Consider the following 14123-nt stretch of genomic DNA (forward strand, 5'->3'; position numbering starts at 1 on the left):
CATGCCGTTCCTGCTTGCCATGGATCTCCCGGCTGGCAGCCAGGTGTCGTTCCAGACCAATCCCCAGTTGCCTCTGGATCCGATTCAGTTGGCGGTGCCTATGGAGATTGATCAAGGCTCAGTGGAGAGCTTTGACCCAGTCGCACGCGCTGCAGAGCTGGCGATATCGCTGCCCCGTCAATGGTGCGGCACATTTGAGCCTTTTGATGGCAATCCCACCGTCGAGGTCACGTTGGACATCACCCAGATGACGGCGATGGGCCAGATGGTGGATCTCCGGGGCACGATGACCCTTGGTTCCGTCACCACACCGGTTCAAGGCAATGTCCATGCCAAGTCGGATCAGCTGGACCTCATCCCCTTGGCGGATCCCCTGATTGCGGGCGTTGAGCCCGGCGGCGTCTTTCTCGGCCTGCAAATGTTCAGTCCCACCAGCTGGCAGACACCTCGATTGATCAATGTGGCCGACCCCAGCACTGGAGTGGGTGGACGCCTGGCAATGACCCCCAGCTGCAAGGAAGAACCTCCGGTTCAGCCGCTATGGTGACCCCAATCTCTTGAGGTTCTGAGGGCATCTGAAAGAACTCAGCTGTTCCGACGCTTGAGTTTCTTTAGTCCTTTCTTTGCGCTGATGTTGTCGGGTTCCAGTTGAAGCGTCTTCTCGTAGAGGGAAATCGCTTCAGCGTCCTTCAGCAACTTTTCCTGGGCGAAAGCCAGGTTATTGAGGGCGACGGGGTAATCCGCTTTCGCCTTGAGGGCGAGCTTGTAGTGCTTGGTGGCCCCGGAGTAATCCTTTTGTGCGGCCAAAGCAAAACCGAGAGCGTTTTCGATCAGCGCACGGGCTTCATCCGGCTCACCACTGAGGCGTTTCAGGGCCTGCTTCAAGGTGGCAGCTGCTTGTGGATACAGCCTCTTACGTAATTGAACGGATCCGAGCTCGTAGAGGTCAGACGCCTGTCGTGACGAGGCCGTGTCGGATTTCTCGAGCTCGATCAGGCGTGCTTCATCGCGACGCACAAGCAAAAACTGTCGGCCTACCACCACCGCAACGATGGCAAGCAGGCCGACCAGGCCCAGCAGGTAGGTCTGGGGCAGCAGGTTCACAGTTGGGAAATTCAGCTCTTAGCTGCAGCCACGACGTTGGTGAAGCTACCGGGGTCAACGACCGCAAGCTGAGCCAGCATCTTGCGATTCAGGCGCACATCGGCCTTCTTAAGACCGCCCATCAGACGGCTGTAGCTCACACCATTCAGACGGGCAGCGGCGTTGATGCGAGCAATCCAGAGGCGACGGAAATCGCGCTTACGACGACGACGATCGCGGTAGGCGTTGCAGAGGGCTTTCATCACCCGCTGGTTTGCTGTACGGAACAAGGTTCCGTTGCCACCACGGAAGCCACGGGCCAGCCGCAGGATCTTGTTGCGGCGTTTACGGGCGACGTTGCCTCTCTTGACGCGGGCCATGAGGTTGGAAGGGTTGGATCAGGTCTTGTTGAACGGTCTCGTCTGAGCTGCTGTGCTCAGGCGTAGGGCATCATCAGGGTCACGCGCTCTTCATCGGTGCGGTCCACCACAGCCTTGGTGGCCAGATGACGCTTCTGCTTGGGGGTTTTGTGGTCCAGCAGGTGGTTCCGGAAAGCGCGACGACGCAGAAATTTGCCAGTGCCGGTTGCTTTGAACCGCTTCGCGGCAGCTTTGCGGGTCTTCAGCTTGGGCATTGGTCTGCTCGCTCGGACACAAACGACGACAATACGTCCCGACGTGCCCCCCGTTGAATGATTCGGCTGCTGACGCTCACATTGCTGCTTTGCATGGGTCTGGGCTGCCGCACCCGCGAGGAGGTTGATGCCCTCCAACCCACTGAGACTGAGCCCGCTGTGGTGGAACAGGTTCAACGGGCGACGCATCCTTCCGTGGCCGACCCACCGCCCGTTGAGGGTCCTGAACCGGTGTTGTGGGTTGCCTTGGGAGATCATCTCGGTGCTGCGCAAACGGCAGCTGCTTTGAATCTGCGGGCCTTTGCTGGATCGCTCAGCCTTCGCGACGCCACCGGGGAGCAAGGCAGTGGTTCAGGGTTCGTGATCTCCTGGCGAAGCGTGCCTTTGGACCGACCGCTGCCGTTGGCCCGCCGGATCGCAGGTCCCTACGCCAGTTTTGAGTCGGCGGATCGTGTCGCCTCCCGCTGGCGAGACCTGGGGGTTTCAGCTGAGGTGGCCCATCCCAAGGAATGGGAGGTGTGGGCGCCGGAAGGTTCGCCTGTGCCCGAGGGTCTGGCCGTGCGTGATTGGCAAGGCAGCTTCACCAGCACCGTCGAACCGGTGTTGCAGACGCCGGAGGGGGGACGCAACCTGCAGGGACCTCTTCTGATTGAGGCCTCGGATGGGTTGCTCTGGGCGGGTGGACGCTTTGAGGGGCCCTTCCGCCTGCAACGGGATGCCTACCGCAGTTGGACCCTGGTGGAGCAGGTGCCGCTGGAGCGCTACCTCGAGGGGGTGGTGCCCCATGAGATCGGTGCGGGTTCGCCGATGGCGGCGTTGCAGGCTCAGACCGTTCTGGCGCGCACCTGGGCTCTGGCCAACAGCCATCGCTTCAGCATCGATGGCTATCACCTCTGCAGCGACACGCAATGCCAGGTCTACAGCGATCCCCGCCATGCGGGATCTGCTGTGCGCGAGGCGATTGCAGCCACCGAGGGCAAGTTGCTCAGCCTGAACAATCAGCCGATCAGCGCGGTGTATCACGCCACCAATGGCGGGATGATGGCTGCCGGGCCCGAAGCCTGGGCCATGCAGCCCAGCATCTACTTGCGGGCGAAGCCGGATGGGGATGAGGGCTGGCGCAACCGTCATCCCTTGCCTCAGCAGCAGCGCAAGGTGGTGGAAGCGTTGCTTGCCGATCGCAGTGGGGCCTATGGCCAGCGCCACCCCCGCTTCCGCTGGACCCGAACCCTTTCGGGTCCGGCCCTGCGTCAGGCCCTCGGAGCAGCCGCAGACCCCCTGGTTTCTCCTTTGCAACTGAAGGTGATGGAGCGGGGCGCAAGCGGCCGGGTGCTGGCCTTGCAGATCTCAGGCAGCAGCGATGCGGCTCCGGTCATCCTCAAATTGGATGCCATCCGTCGCACCCTTCGCACCCTGCCCAGCACTCTGTTCGTGTTGGAGGCGCAGGAGGTTGAACGCTGGCTGGTGCGTGGTGGTGGCTTCGGCCATGGGGCTGGTTTGTCGCAGGCGGGAGCCATTGACCTGGCCTGGCGTGGCTGGCCCGTGGAACGGATCCTGAGCCATTACTACCCCGGGACTGTCTACGGCCCACTCTCAACACCAACGCAGTCCCCTTAAAGTCCTCCCCACCTGGGCATCTGGATGAGCTCGAACGCCACATCGGGTGATCACCGTCGGGTGAAATCGGCAGCGTTCCTGTTCGCCTGTGGATGTGCTGGTGCAGCTCCCCATTGGCTCGACTCCGCCCGTTCGCTCTGGCCCGCCATCAGCCTTGCCTTGATGCTCGGGGGCTATGGGCTTCGTTCTGTCATGCGCGGGCAGCTGACGCGTGGGTCATCGGAGTCCGGACCAGCGGTCGATCCAGCGAAGCTGCCCAGCCTTGATGTGGTGGTTGCAGCCCGTGATGAAGAGGCGGTGGTGCCGCGTTTGGTGGAACGGCTCACATCCCTTCGCTATCCGTCCGGCCAACTCACCACTTGGGTGATCGACGACGGAAGTCTTGATCGGACCTCCGAGTTGCTGGACGATCTGGCCAGCCAGCACCCTGGACTCAATGTCATCCATCGCCAGCGCAATGCCGGTGGTGGCAAGTCGGGTGCGCTCAACACCGCCTTGAACCGTCTCAAGGGTGAGTGGCTGTTGGTGCTTGACGCGGATGCCCAATTGCAGGACGACCTGCTTGAGCGTCTTGTCCCCTACGCCCTGGATGGTGGTTGGTCGGCGGTGCAGCTGCGTAAGGCCGTGATTGACGCCGATCGCAATTGGCTGACGCGATCCCAGGCGATGGAGATGGCTCTTGATGCGGTGATCCAGTCGGGGCGTCTGGCCAATGGAGGGGTGGCAGAGCTGCGGGGAAACGGACAGCTGATCAAGCGCTCGGTGCTGGAGGCCAGCGGCGGCTTCAACGAAGACACCGTCACCGATGACCTTGACCTCAGCTTCCGCCTGTTGACCCATGGCGCCTTGGTGGGATTGTTGTGGGACCCTCCGGTTCAGGAAGAGGCGGTACCTGGTCTTCAGGCCCTGTGGAAGCAACGGCAGCGCTGGGCGGAAGGTGGCTTGCAGCGGTTCTTCGATTACTGGCCGGTGCTCACCTCAGCGCAGTTGAGTCTTCGCCAGCGCTTGGATCTGACGGCCTTTTTTCTGCTCCAGTACGCCTTGCCGGTGGTGTCCTTCGCTGACCTGAGCACGGCTCTGATCACCCGAAGCCTGCCGGTCTATTGGCCTTTGTCTGTGGTTGCGTTCAGCGTGTCGGGTCTGGCCTATTGGCGTGGATGTCGCGATGGCAGCGAGGGGCCGGCGATTCCCTCAGCGAGCCTGGCCAATCTGCTCGTCGCGATTGCCTACCTGGGCCATTGGTTTGTGGTGATTCCCTGGGTGACCTTGCGGATGTCACTGCTCCCCAAACGCCTGGTCTGGGCCAAAACCAGCCATGGTCAGGACCAGCCCATCCAGGTCTGATGGTTCCGCCCTTTTCGTTGTTCGATCAGGCAGAGGATCGCTTTGAGGATCTGGCTTGGGGCCAGGTTCTCGTCACACCCTTTGAGCTGGGGGCTTGGGCGTTGCTTGAGCCGATGGGGGAACAAAACCATGCGCCCCAGTTGTGCTGGATCCGTCCTGACCTGTTGGGTTGTGTCTGGATGGCAGGCAGCGGAGAGGGCAATGCCGGGATGTCGGTGTTTCTGTCTCTTTTGGGGGCTGAAGGCGGACGTTGGTCGGAACCGCAGCGGATTTCCCGAGATCAGGAGCGGTCGGAGCAGAACCCCTTGCTGTTCGTCTCTGACGGTTGTTTGCACCTGATTCATTCGGCCCAATTGGTTCGCGATCCAGAGGATCGTGCTGCTGTCGACGCATCCAGCAGCTTTTCCATGCAGTGGACAGCCATCCTCCGGCATCAGCGGCTGGCGCTGGATGGCCTCGATCCTTCCGATCTTGAGACCTGGTCGGCTGAGGCATGGTCGATGCCCGTTGACCTGTTTGACGATCCCGCCTTCTGCCGAAACCCCCCTTATCCATTGGAGAACGGCCACTGGTTGTTGCCGATCTATCGGAGCCTGGAAGCGGGCGGGGCCTTTGGTCATGATCACAGCGAAATGGTGCGTTTAGATCCGTCAGGTCAGTGTCTTGATCGGCCGTTTGGCATTCCAGACAGCACTGGCAGGGTGCATGGCTCCGTCGTTGCCTCGCGCGGTGGCGAGCAACTGCTCCAGTTCTTTCGCAGTCGCCTCGCGGATCAGATATACCGAAGTGTGAGTTCAGATGGCGGCCACACCTGGTCGGCTCCAGAGCCCACCCAGCTGCCCAACAACAACAGCTCCATCCAGGCTTGCTGGTTGGCGAGTGGGAGATTGGCGATGATTTTCAATCGCTTTGGCTTTGCGCCGGATCCGGGCGCGTCGGAGGAGCCGCTGAAGTGGGGGGAGGCCCGTTGGCCGCGAACCCGATGGCCGTTGTCGATCGCCATCAGCGATGACGACGGCCTTCAGTGGCCGTGGATTCGCGACATTGATACCGGTTTCGGCTTCTGTGGGCCGATGAATTGGGATCTCAATGGACAACTGGCTTACCCAACCCTGATCGAGGGGCAGCCCGGTGAGCTGCATGTGGCTTATTCCTGGGCGGGGCGCCAAGCCATTCGCTACGTCACGCTGCGTGAACAGGAGGTGATTGGCTACGACCCTGACGCCACCCCCTTTGGTTCGTTCTGAGGTCAGCTGATTTCATCGACGTCGAGCACCTGACCATTGAAGAAGTCCGCCAGATTGCGGGCCTGACGATCCAGGCCTGACGGCGGGCTTGGTTGAGGGTTGGATTCGGCTGTGGGTGGAGTTGGTTTCGGCTCGATCGGCTCGGATTGGGTGCGCGGCAGTTCCGGTGCAACGGCCGGGGGAGGGCTTTGTGTTGCTGGGGGTGCCTGGAGCGGTGCAGCCGTGGGTGCCGGCGTTGGCGCCGGTGTTGGTGCGGGGGGCTCGACCGCTGCCGGGGCTGTTGCAAGCGGAGGTGGCATGGCGCTGTTGTTGGCCTCCAGCACCAGCTGCCTCGAGCCGCCCAGCGCTTTGGCCACGGCCTGTTCCAGCAGGGATGCCCGGCTTTGCACCATCCCCATCCAGTTGCCTGCCACCTGCACAACGGCGCGGTTTGCATCCAGGCGCACAAGTTGGGCCTGCTGCGATAGCAGCATCCGGGTGGAGGGCAGTTCGAGGCTGCCCAGGATCTGTTGCCAAAGCTCGGGCAGGTTGGTGCTGGCTGCCGGTGTAGGGGTGGCGACCGACGGAAGTTCCGGTGATGGAGCAGGGGCAGGTTTTGGGCTGGGGGTGGACGCCTCGATTGCAGGGGCTGCGGTGGAAGGCGTCGGAGCAGGAAGGGCGACTGGTGTTGTCGGGGGGCTTGCTGCTGCTGCCGGCTGCGTTGTCGCTGGTTGTCTTGGGGCCGGAGCTGCGGCTGCGCTCTGAGCCGCCAACGGTTCCGCCAGCAAGCCCAAAAGCAGCACTTCCAGCCACAGGCGCGGCTGCATGCTTTGGCGCAGTTGTTGCTCGGTGCCGCGGAGCTGCGCCTGCCACTGCAGCAATCGGGCCCTGCCGATGGCCTTGGCGAGGGCGGGCAGCTGCTCGCGGAACTGGGGCGACACGCTGGTGAGCTCCAGCCGATCAGGAGCGGCCGCCATCAGCACCAGGTCCCGCAGCATCCCGGCCAGACCCTGCAATACGGCCCCGGGATCCCGGCCCCGGTCCAGCAGGTTGCGGGTGGCCTCCAGCAGCTGCACAGGTTCGGCGCTGCTCATGGCCCCCACCAGCTCCAGGAGCTCCTGTTCAGGCACGGCCCCGAGCAGGTCCCACACCGCTGCGGCTTCGATCGGTGGCGGCAGCAGGCTCAGCTGATCCAGCAGGCTTTCCGCATCCCGCAGGCCTCCCTGGGACCGTTGGGCCACCACATGAATGGCCTCAGGCTTGATCTCGATCGCTTCTTGTTCAGCGATCCAGCTCAGATGCGTGTTGAGGGCATCCAGAGGAATGCGTCGGAAATCAAAGCGTTGACAACGGCTGAGGATCGTCGGCAGCACCCGTTGCGGGTCGGTGGTGGCGAGCACGAACACCACCTGCGGCGGGGGCTCCTCCAGGGTTTTCAGCAGAGCGTTGAAGGCTGCGGTGGAGAGCATGTGGCACTCGTCCACCACGTACACCTTCCAGCGGGCCTGCACCGGTGCGAAGCGGGAGCGTTCGATTAGCTCGCGGATGTTGTCGACGCCGGTGTTGGAGGCGGCATCGATCTCGATCACATCGAGGGCGGTGCCGGCGGCGATCGTGGTGCAGAGCTCGCAGGTCCCGCAGGGCTCTGGGGTGGGCCCTTCGCTGTTCAGGCAATTGAGCGAGCGGGCCAGGATGCGGGCGCTGGAGGTTTTGCCGGTGCCGCGGGGGCCACTGAACAGATAGGCCGGGGCAATGCGATTGCTGGTGAGGGCGTGGCCAAGGGTGGCGGCGATCGCCTCCTGCCCCACCAGCTGATCAAAGCGCTGGGGCCGGTATTTGTGATGCAGCGGCTGGTAGGCCGAACTCATGCGCCGCGAGCGTTGAAAGGAGATTACTCAGAGGATTCGGAGCCTGGAAGGGCGGGGTGCTGCTGGAGCAGGGCATCAATCCGTTGTTTCAGGTCTTCCACGGCGGCCAGCTCGTCGGCCAGGCTCTGGCCCGTGAGCAACAGACGGCGATCCGTTCCCTCTCCTGCCCGTTCCAGCAGACCCTCCAACTTGTGCAGCAGCGAGAGGCGCAGGCGTTCCAGCATCTCCACACCCCGCCTGGCCATGGCGCGGGCGTCGTCATCGAGCAGGCCCCGTTTCACCAGGAGCTCGAGGCCCCGCATCAGCGCCGAAGGCATCAGCCCGCTCCAGTGGCGGGCCCGGTCCAGCAAGGAGTCCACCTGGCCACTGCGATGACGTCCGGTTTTGCACCAGGTGGCGAAGTGCTCGCAGTTGTTGAACAGCAGGTTGTAGTCCTGTTCCCCCAGGCGCCCCATGGCCCGGCGCAGGGTCACACCCTGCGGAGACGACTCGACGTAGTTGATCACCCGGAACGGTTGCCCCTGGCTGAATTCCTCCAAGGGGCTGCGCAGGATTTCACGCCCTTCCAGATAGTGGGCGACGGTTCCGTCGCCAAGATCGATGCCGTGGTGGTTGAACAGGCCGTGCTGACGCGGCACCTCCAGGTGGTCAGCGGCAGCCAAGACTTCAGGCGGTCTTCTGTTGTTCCGCGCCAGGCAGGGGGAGCACCTTGCCGCCCGTGTGTTCCTCAACCATCGCCCGGGTGACGGTGAACTCTTTCACCGATGTCTGGGAAGGAAGGTCGTACATCAGGTCCAGCATCAGCTCCTCAACGATGCCGCGCAATGCACGGGCCCCGGTCTTGCGCCGGTGCGCCTCTTGGGCGATCGCCTCGATGGCGTCATCGGCGAACTGCAGCTGCACGTTGTCCATGCTCAGCAGGGTGCGGAACTGCTTCACCAGAGCATCGCGGGGTTCGGTGAGGATCGATTGCAGGGCGCTTTCGTCCAGGGGCTCCAGCACGGCACTCACCGGCATCCGGCCGATGAATTCGGGGATCAGGCCATAGCGCACCAGATCATCCGGCTCCAGGTGCCGCAGCACCTGGGCGGCCTGAAGGTCGCGGTTGGCGCGGCTGCGTCCACGGCCGTCGCTGGGCATGAAGCCGATGGCATTGCGGCCCATGCGTTTCTGCACCACGTCTTCCAGGCCGACGAAGGCACCACCGCAGATGAACAGAATCTGGCTGGTGTCGATCTGGATGCAGTCCTGATAGGGGTGCTTTCGGCCTCCTTGGGGCGGCACGTTGGCCACCGTGCCTTCAAGCATTTTCAGCAGGGCCTGCTGCACCCCTTCGCCGGACACATCCCTTGTGATCGAGGGGTTCTCGCTTTTGCGGGCGATCTTGTCGATTTCATCGATGTAGATGATGCCCCGCTGGGCCTGGTCCACATCCATCTCGGCTTTCTGCAGCAGCCGCAGCAGGATGTTTTCCACGTCCTCGCCCACGTAGCCCGCTTCGGTGAGGGTGGTGGCATCGGCCACGGCGAAGGGCACGTCCAGCATTTCGGCCAGGGTCTGGGCCAGCAGCGTTTTGCCGCAGCCGGTGGGTCCGATCAGCAGGATGTTGCTCTTGTGCAGCCGGGTTGCTGTTTCCTCGGTTTCGCCCTGGCCATCCCCCTGCCAGGCCAGACGTTTGTAGTGGTTGTAGACCGCCACAGACATCACCTTCTTGGCCGCGTCCTGGCCGACCACCTGCTGATCCAGGAAGCTCTTGATGTCCTGAGGTCTTGGAATGGAAGCCAGGGTCGGGGCCGGTTTGCTGCTCTTGCGGGCGGCTGGCATGGCCTTCCTGCTCGGCTCATGGCTGTGGCGGGAGTTGCCCTGACCATCCACCAGCTCTTCATCCAGGATCTCGTTGCAGAGATCGATGCATTCGTCGCAGATGTAAACGCCAGGTCCGGCGATCAGCTTTCGCACCTGGTCCTGGGATTTCCCACAGAACGAACATTTCAGATGGGCGTCGAACTTGGCCATCGAACGCTGGGCACCACACAGGAGAACAACTCAGGAATCAACCGATGGGGTCTCCCTGAACACACAGGATCGAGAACGAAAGGGCGTCTGTCAGCTCTCCGTAATGATTCCTCCGTCCCCGGAACTGTCCACCACGCGATCGATCAGGCCGTATTCAACCGCTTCTGCCGGAGAAAGAAAGTAGTCGCGGTCGGTGTCTTCCGAGATCTTGTCGAGCGGCTGGCCGGTGTGCTCCGCCATCAACCCGTTCAGGGTTTCTTTGAGGTAAAGGATTTCCTTCGCCTGGATTTCGATGTCAACCGCTTGTCCCTGGGCGCCACCAAGGGGTTGGTGAATCATGATCCTGGCATTCGGCAAAGCGAGTCGCTTGCCCTTGGTGCCTCCGGAGAGCAGGAAGGCACCCATGCTGGCGGCGAGGCCGTAGCAGATGGTCACCACGTCAGGGGCAACCTGCTGCATCGTGTCGTAAATCGCCAGACCAGCGGTTACCGACCCTCCCGGGGAGTTGATGTAGATCTGAATGTCCTTCTCGGGATCCTCGGCTTCAAGGAACAACATCTGCGCCACCAGGGCATCGGCAACGGCGTCATCCACACCGGTGCCGAGGAAGATGATCCGCTCCCGCAGCAGGCGGGAATAGATGTCGAAGGCGCGGTCGCCGCGACCGGACTGTTCAACAACCGTGGGCAGCGGCCCCGGTGCCGAGACGGGCATGGCGGCCCGCCAGCGGTTCTGGATGGGGTGGTGACTGCGGGCGTCGATCACGCGATCGGTGTGCGGTGAAGTAGGGCCAATCTATGGGCGTTGCTCAGTCCTTGGCGTCTGCCTTGGACTTGCTCTTGGCCTCGGCCTTCTTGGCAGCGGGCTTTTTCTTGGCTTCAGCCTTGCTGTCGTCAGCTGCCGGCGCCTTCTCGGTGATGGTGCTGTTCTCCTCAAGCCAGCCCATCAGACGGTCTTGAATCAGGTCATCCATAACGGCCTGACGCAAGCGCTCGGGATCGATCTTGGCGTCGGCGGAGAGCTCTTTCTTCACCTCCTTGATCTTGGCGTCCACGGCCTTGTCGTCGAGCTTGATGTCCTCCGCTTCAGCCAGGGCGGTGAGGGCAAAACTGCGGCGCAGACGCTCTTCGGCCTCGGGGCGGGAGTTCTGCATCAGGTTGCGCACCAGGTCAGGAGTGAACAGCGACTTCACATCCATGCCCTGCTGGGCGAACTGGGCTGCGGTCTGCTCCAGCAGGTTGCGGCTTTCCTGTTGGATCAGTGCTTCGGGCAGCTCAACCTCGAGCTGCTCCACCAGGGCGGCGACGAGGGCATCGCGGCGGTTGCTGGTCTGACGGCGTTCGGCGTCGTCCTTGAGCCGCTGCTCCAGATCTTTGCGCAGGTCCGCCAGGGTCTCCTGTTCGCTGGCCTGCTTGGCGAATTCGTCATCCAGCTCGGGCAGTTCGCGGGTCTTGAGGTCCTTCAGTTCGATCTCGAAGCTGGCCTTACGTCCGCGGGCATCCTCCTTCGGGTAGTCGTCAGGGAACTGGCAATCCACGGTTTTAGTCTCGCCGACCTTCATGCCGATGACCCCTTCGATGAAGCCGGGGATCATCCGGCCATTTTCAAGGTCCACATCCATCGAATCGGCGCTGCCGCCCTCGATCTCGCTGCCGTCATCGGTGTAGGTGCCTTTGAAGCCGAGCACAGCGATGTCGCCGTTCTGGGCGGCACGACCTTCCACCGGAACGACCGTGGCCATTTGCTTGCGGGAGTCCTCAATCATCGCGTCGACGCGTGAGGCGTCGTAGGCGACGGTTTCGAATTCCGCCTTCAGGCCCTTGGTGGTTTTCAGCTTTGGCGTCGGGGCGACGTCGGCTTCCAGGGTGAAGGTGAGTTCCTTGCCGGGCTCAAAGCTCTCCAGCAGGCCGTCAAAACCACTGCTCAGGTCAGGCTGACTGATCGGTTCCAGCGATTCCTGCTGGATGGCGTCACGCCAGGCGTTATCGATCAGCTTTTCCAGAGCCGTGGCTTTGATCCGCACGCCTCCTAGCTGTTGCACCAGCACCGTGCGCGGCACCTTGCCCTTGCGGAAGCCCGGCAGGTTGATGCTGCGGCTCAGGCTGGTGATGGCGTCTTCGTAACTCGTCTTGCAGCGCTCCCCAGGAACGGTGACCGTCACCGCCAGGCGGCTGCTGGGGCGGGCTTCGGTGGTCACCTTCAGGGCTGCAGCGCTCATGGGGGAAGGGAAAGGGCAGCCAAACATTTTATGCAACGGGTGAATTCAGGCTTGATCGGTAAGCTGATCGCGTCGCTAGATCAGCATCACGTTCTCTACACAGTGATGTTGGATTTGAGAAACGACGGGTTTTCGTTCAGATCGTCCACTCCACCGCTTGTCTTCGACCCTTCCCAATCGCCCTCTCAACGTTGCAGTTCTCGGTGCCAGCGGTGCTGTTGGTCAGGAGCTGCTGTTGCTGCTTGAGGAGCGCCGTTTCCCCGTTGGCGAGCTGAAGCTGCTGGCGTCGGCCCGTTCGGCCGGCCAGACCCAAACCTGGAATGGCCGCACCCTCACGGTGGAAGAGGTCTCGGCTCAATCTTTTGAAGGGGTCGATTTGGTGCTGGCGTCAGCCGGTGGTTCTGTATCCAAGCAGTGGCGCGAGGCGATCACCGCCGCCGGTGCAGTGATGGTGGATAACTCCAGTGCCTTCCGGATGGAGGAGGGTGTGCCGCTGGTGGTGCCCGAGGTCAATCCCGATGCGGCCTTCGTCCACAGGGGCGTGATCGCCAACCCGAATTGCACAACGATCCTGCTCACCTTGGCTTTGGCTCCTTTGGCTGCCATGCGGGTGATGCGCCGGGTGGTGGTGAGCACTTACCAATCCGCCAGTGGTGCCGGTGCCCGGGCCATGGAAGAGCTCAAAAACCTTTCGCAGACGGTGCTGGATGGCGGCACTCCGAAAGGAGAGGTGCTGCCTTACTCCCTGGCGTTCAACCTCTTTCTGCACAACTCTCCCTTGCAGGCCAACAGCTATTGCGAAGAGGAGATGAAGATGGTGAACGAGACCCGCAAGATCATGGGTCTGCCGGATCTGCGCTTCACCGCCACCTGCGTGCGGGTGCCCGTGCTGCGGGCGCATTCCGAAGCGGTGAACATCGAGTTCGAGTCCCCCTTCCCGGTTGATGAGGCACGTGAGCTGCTCGCGGCTGCACCTGGTGTGGAGTTGATTGACGATTCGGCGGCGAACCGTTTCCCGATGCCGACGGATGTGACCGGTCGCGACCCGGTGGCGATCGGACGGATCCGGCAGGACATCAGTAATGCCAATGCTCTGGAGCTCTGGCTGTGTGGTGACCAGATCCGCAAGGGAGCGGCGCTCAACGCTGTTCAGATCGCTGAACTGTTGATTCAGAAGTGATGACTCAGGCCGCCACCCTCTCGCCAACGCCCTTTGGCCGTGTGGTCACCGCGATGGTGACCCCCTTTGATGCCAGCGGTGCTGTGGATCTCAGCGTTGCCGCAAACCTGGCCCGGCATCTCGTGGAACAGGGCTCCGATGGATTGCTGGTCTGCGGCACCACCGGTGAATCGCCGACCCTCAGCTGGGACGAGCAGTTGCAGCTTCTGCAGGCAGTGCGTGATGCCGTTGGCAGTGACGCCAAGGTGTTAGCGGGCACCGGCAGCAACTCCACAGCCGAAGCGGTGGAGGCCACCAAAGAAGCAGCGGCGGCTGGCGCGGATGGCGCTCTCGTTGTTGTGCCCTATTACAACAAGCCTCCCCAAGAGGGGCTGGAGGCCCATTTCCGGGCCATCGCTGAAGCGGCTCCTGAGCTGCCATTGATGCTTTACAACATCCCTGGCCGCACCGGCTGCAGCATAGCCCCGGCCACGGTGGCCCGGCTGATGGACTGCCCCAACGTGGTAAGTTTCAAGGCCGCCAGCGGCACCACTGAAGAGGTCACTGCGCTGCGCCTGGCCTGCGGTCCGCAGTTGGCGATTTACAGCGGTGACGACGGCCTCACCCTGCCGATGCTTGCGGTGGGTGCCGTTGGCGTGGTGAGTGTGGGCAGCCATGTGGCGGGCCCTGAGATCCGCGCCATGATCGAGGCCTATCTGAATGGCGATGGTGCCTCCGCACTCGCCCTGCACGACGCGTTGATTCCTCTGTTCAAGGCCCTGTTCGCCACCACCAATCCGATTCCCGTCAAGGCTGCCCTGGAACTCAATGGCTGGTCTGTCGGTGCACCCCGTCCGCCCCTGTGCTCACTCTCTGACGACATGAAACGTTCGCTTTCCAACGCCATGGCCGCCCTCCGTCAGACCTAGCTCGGTCCGGCTTATCGGCTTACGCAACC

General features: G+C 62.6%; 14 protein-coding genes. 6 read left to right on the forward strand and 8 right to left on the reverse strand.

The window, feature by feature from the left end; translation table 11 throughout:
- Position 1 precedes the first annotated feature (1 nt).
- Entirely contained in the window at positions 2–547 is a 546-nt protein-coding gene (locus SYNCC9605_RS00285) for a hypothetical protein (RefSeq protein WP_011363096.1), read from the forward strand.
- Positions 548–585: 38 nt separating this feature from the next.
- On the opposite strand, the gene SYNCC9605_RS00290 is transcribed toward SYNCC9605_RS00285, so the two are convergent.
- Genes SYNCC9605_RS00290 through rpmI form a run of 3 tightly spaced genes read right to left on the reverse strand, consistent with a single transcriptional unit; the run spans position 586 to position 1717 of the window.
- A complete protein-coding gene (locus SYNCC9605_RS00290) occupies positions 586–1104 on the reverse strand; it encodes a hypothetical protein (protein WP_011363097.1) in 519 nt (172 codons plus the stop codon).
- 11 nt (positions 1105–1115) lie between these two features.
- Positions 1116–1463, reverse strand: coding sequence for a 50S ribosomal protein L20 (gene rplT, locus SYNCC9605_RS00295; protein ID WP_011363098.1), 348 nt, complete (start codon positions 1461–1463; stop codon positions 1116–1118).
- Between the two features lie 56 nt (positions 1464–1519).
- Complete coding sequence (gene rpmI / locus SYNCC9605_RS00300) at positions 1520–1717, reverse strand: 50S ribosomal protein L35 (protein ID WP_006852081.1); 198 nt, start codon at positions 1715–1717, stop codon at positions 1520–1522.
- Positions 1718–1774: 57 nt separating this feature from the next.
- Here rpmI and SYNCC9605_RS00305 point away from each other — a divergent pair, with 57 nt between their 5' ends.
- The 3 genes from SYNCC9605_RS00305 to SYNCC9605_RS00315 are packed head-to-tail and all read left to right on the forward strand — an operon-like array spanning position 1775 to position 5925.
- Positions 1775–3334: a SpoIID/LytB domain-containing protein gene (locus SYNCC9605_RS00305; protein ID WP_011363099.1), complete on the forward strand. Its 1560-nt coding sequence runs from the start codon at positions 1775–1777 to the stop codon at positions 3332–3334.
- Between the two features lie 24 nt (positions 3335–3358).
- Positions 3359–4678, forward strand: a complete 1320-nt coding sequence (locus tag SYNCC9605_RS00310; RefSeq protein ID WP_011363100.1) for a glycosyltransferase — start codon at positions 3359–3361, stop codon at positions 4676–4678.
- Entirely contained in the window at positions 4678–5925 is a 1248-nt protein-coding gene (locus SYNCC9605_RS00315; protein WP_011363101.1) for an exo-alpha-sialidase, read from the forward strand. Before SYNCC9605_RS00310 ends, SYNCC9605_RS00315 begins: the two co-directional genes overlap by 1 nt.
- A gap of 2 nt (positions 5926–5927) precedes the next feature.
- Here SYNCC9605_RS00315 and SYNCC9605_RS00320 read toward each other — a convergent pair whose 3' ends face one another.
- From SYNCC9605_RS00320 to tig, 5 genes are all read right to left on the reverse strand, one after another.
- On the reverse strand, positions 5928–7772 hold the full coding sequence (locus SYNCC9605_RS00320) for a DNA polymerase III subunit gamma/tau (protein ID WP_011363102.1): 1845 nt from the start codon (positions 7770–7772) through the stop codon (positions 5928–5930).
- Positions 7773–7795: 23 nt separating this feature from the next.
- Positions 7796–8434, reverse strand: a complete 639-nt coding sequence (locus tag SYNCC9605_RS00325; RefSeq protein ID WP_011363103.1) for a lecithin retinol acyltransferase family protein — start codon at positions 8432–8434, stop codon at positions 7796–7798.
- Positions 8435–8438: 4 nt separating this feature from the next.
- Positions 8439–9788 (reverse strand): ATP-dependent protease ATP-binding subunit ClpX, encoded by a 1350-nt coding sequence (clpX, locus tag SYNCC9605_RS00330; protein WP_011363104.1) that lies wholly within the window; start codon positions 9786–9788, stop codon positions 8439–8441.
- Between the two features lie 90 nt (positions 9789–9878).
- A complete protein-coding gene (clpP, locus tag SYNCC9605_RS00335; RefSeq protein ID WP_006852004.1) occupies positions 9879–10553 on the reverse strand; it encodes an ATP-dependent Clp endopeptidase proteolytic subunit ClpP in 675 nt (224 codons plus the stop codon).
- Positions 10554–10596: 43 nt separating this feature from the next.
- Positions 10597–12006, reverse strand: a complete 1410-nt coding sequence (gene tig / locus SYNCC9605_RS00340; RefSeq protein WP_011363105.1) for a trigger factor — start codon at positions 12004–12006, stop codon at positions 10597–10599.
- Between the two features lie 157 nt (positions 12007–12163).
- Here tig and SYNCC9605_RS00345 point away from each other — a divergent pair, with 157 nt between their 5' ends.
- Positions 12164–13186, forward strand: a complete 1023-nt coding sequence (locus tag SYNCC9605_RS00345) for an aspartate-semialdehyde dehydrogenase (RefSeq protein WP_011363106.1) — start codon at positions 12164–12166, stop codon at positions 13184–13186.
- On the forward strand, positions 13186–14094 hold the full coding sequence (gene dapA / locus SYNCC9605_RS00350; protein WP_011363107.1) for a 4-hydroxy-tetrahydrodipicolinate synthase: 909 nt from the start codon (positions 13186–13188) through the stop codon (positions 14092–14094). The genes SYNCC9605_RS00345 and dapA overlap by 1 nt, the downstream gene beginning before the upstream one ends.
- Positions 14095–14123: the final 29 nt, after the last annotated feature.

Source organism: Synechococcus sp. CC9605, from assembly GCF_000012625.1.
Taxonomy (GTDB): Bacteria; Cyanobacteriota; Cyanobacteriia; order PCC-6307; family Cyanobiaceae; genus Parasynechococcus.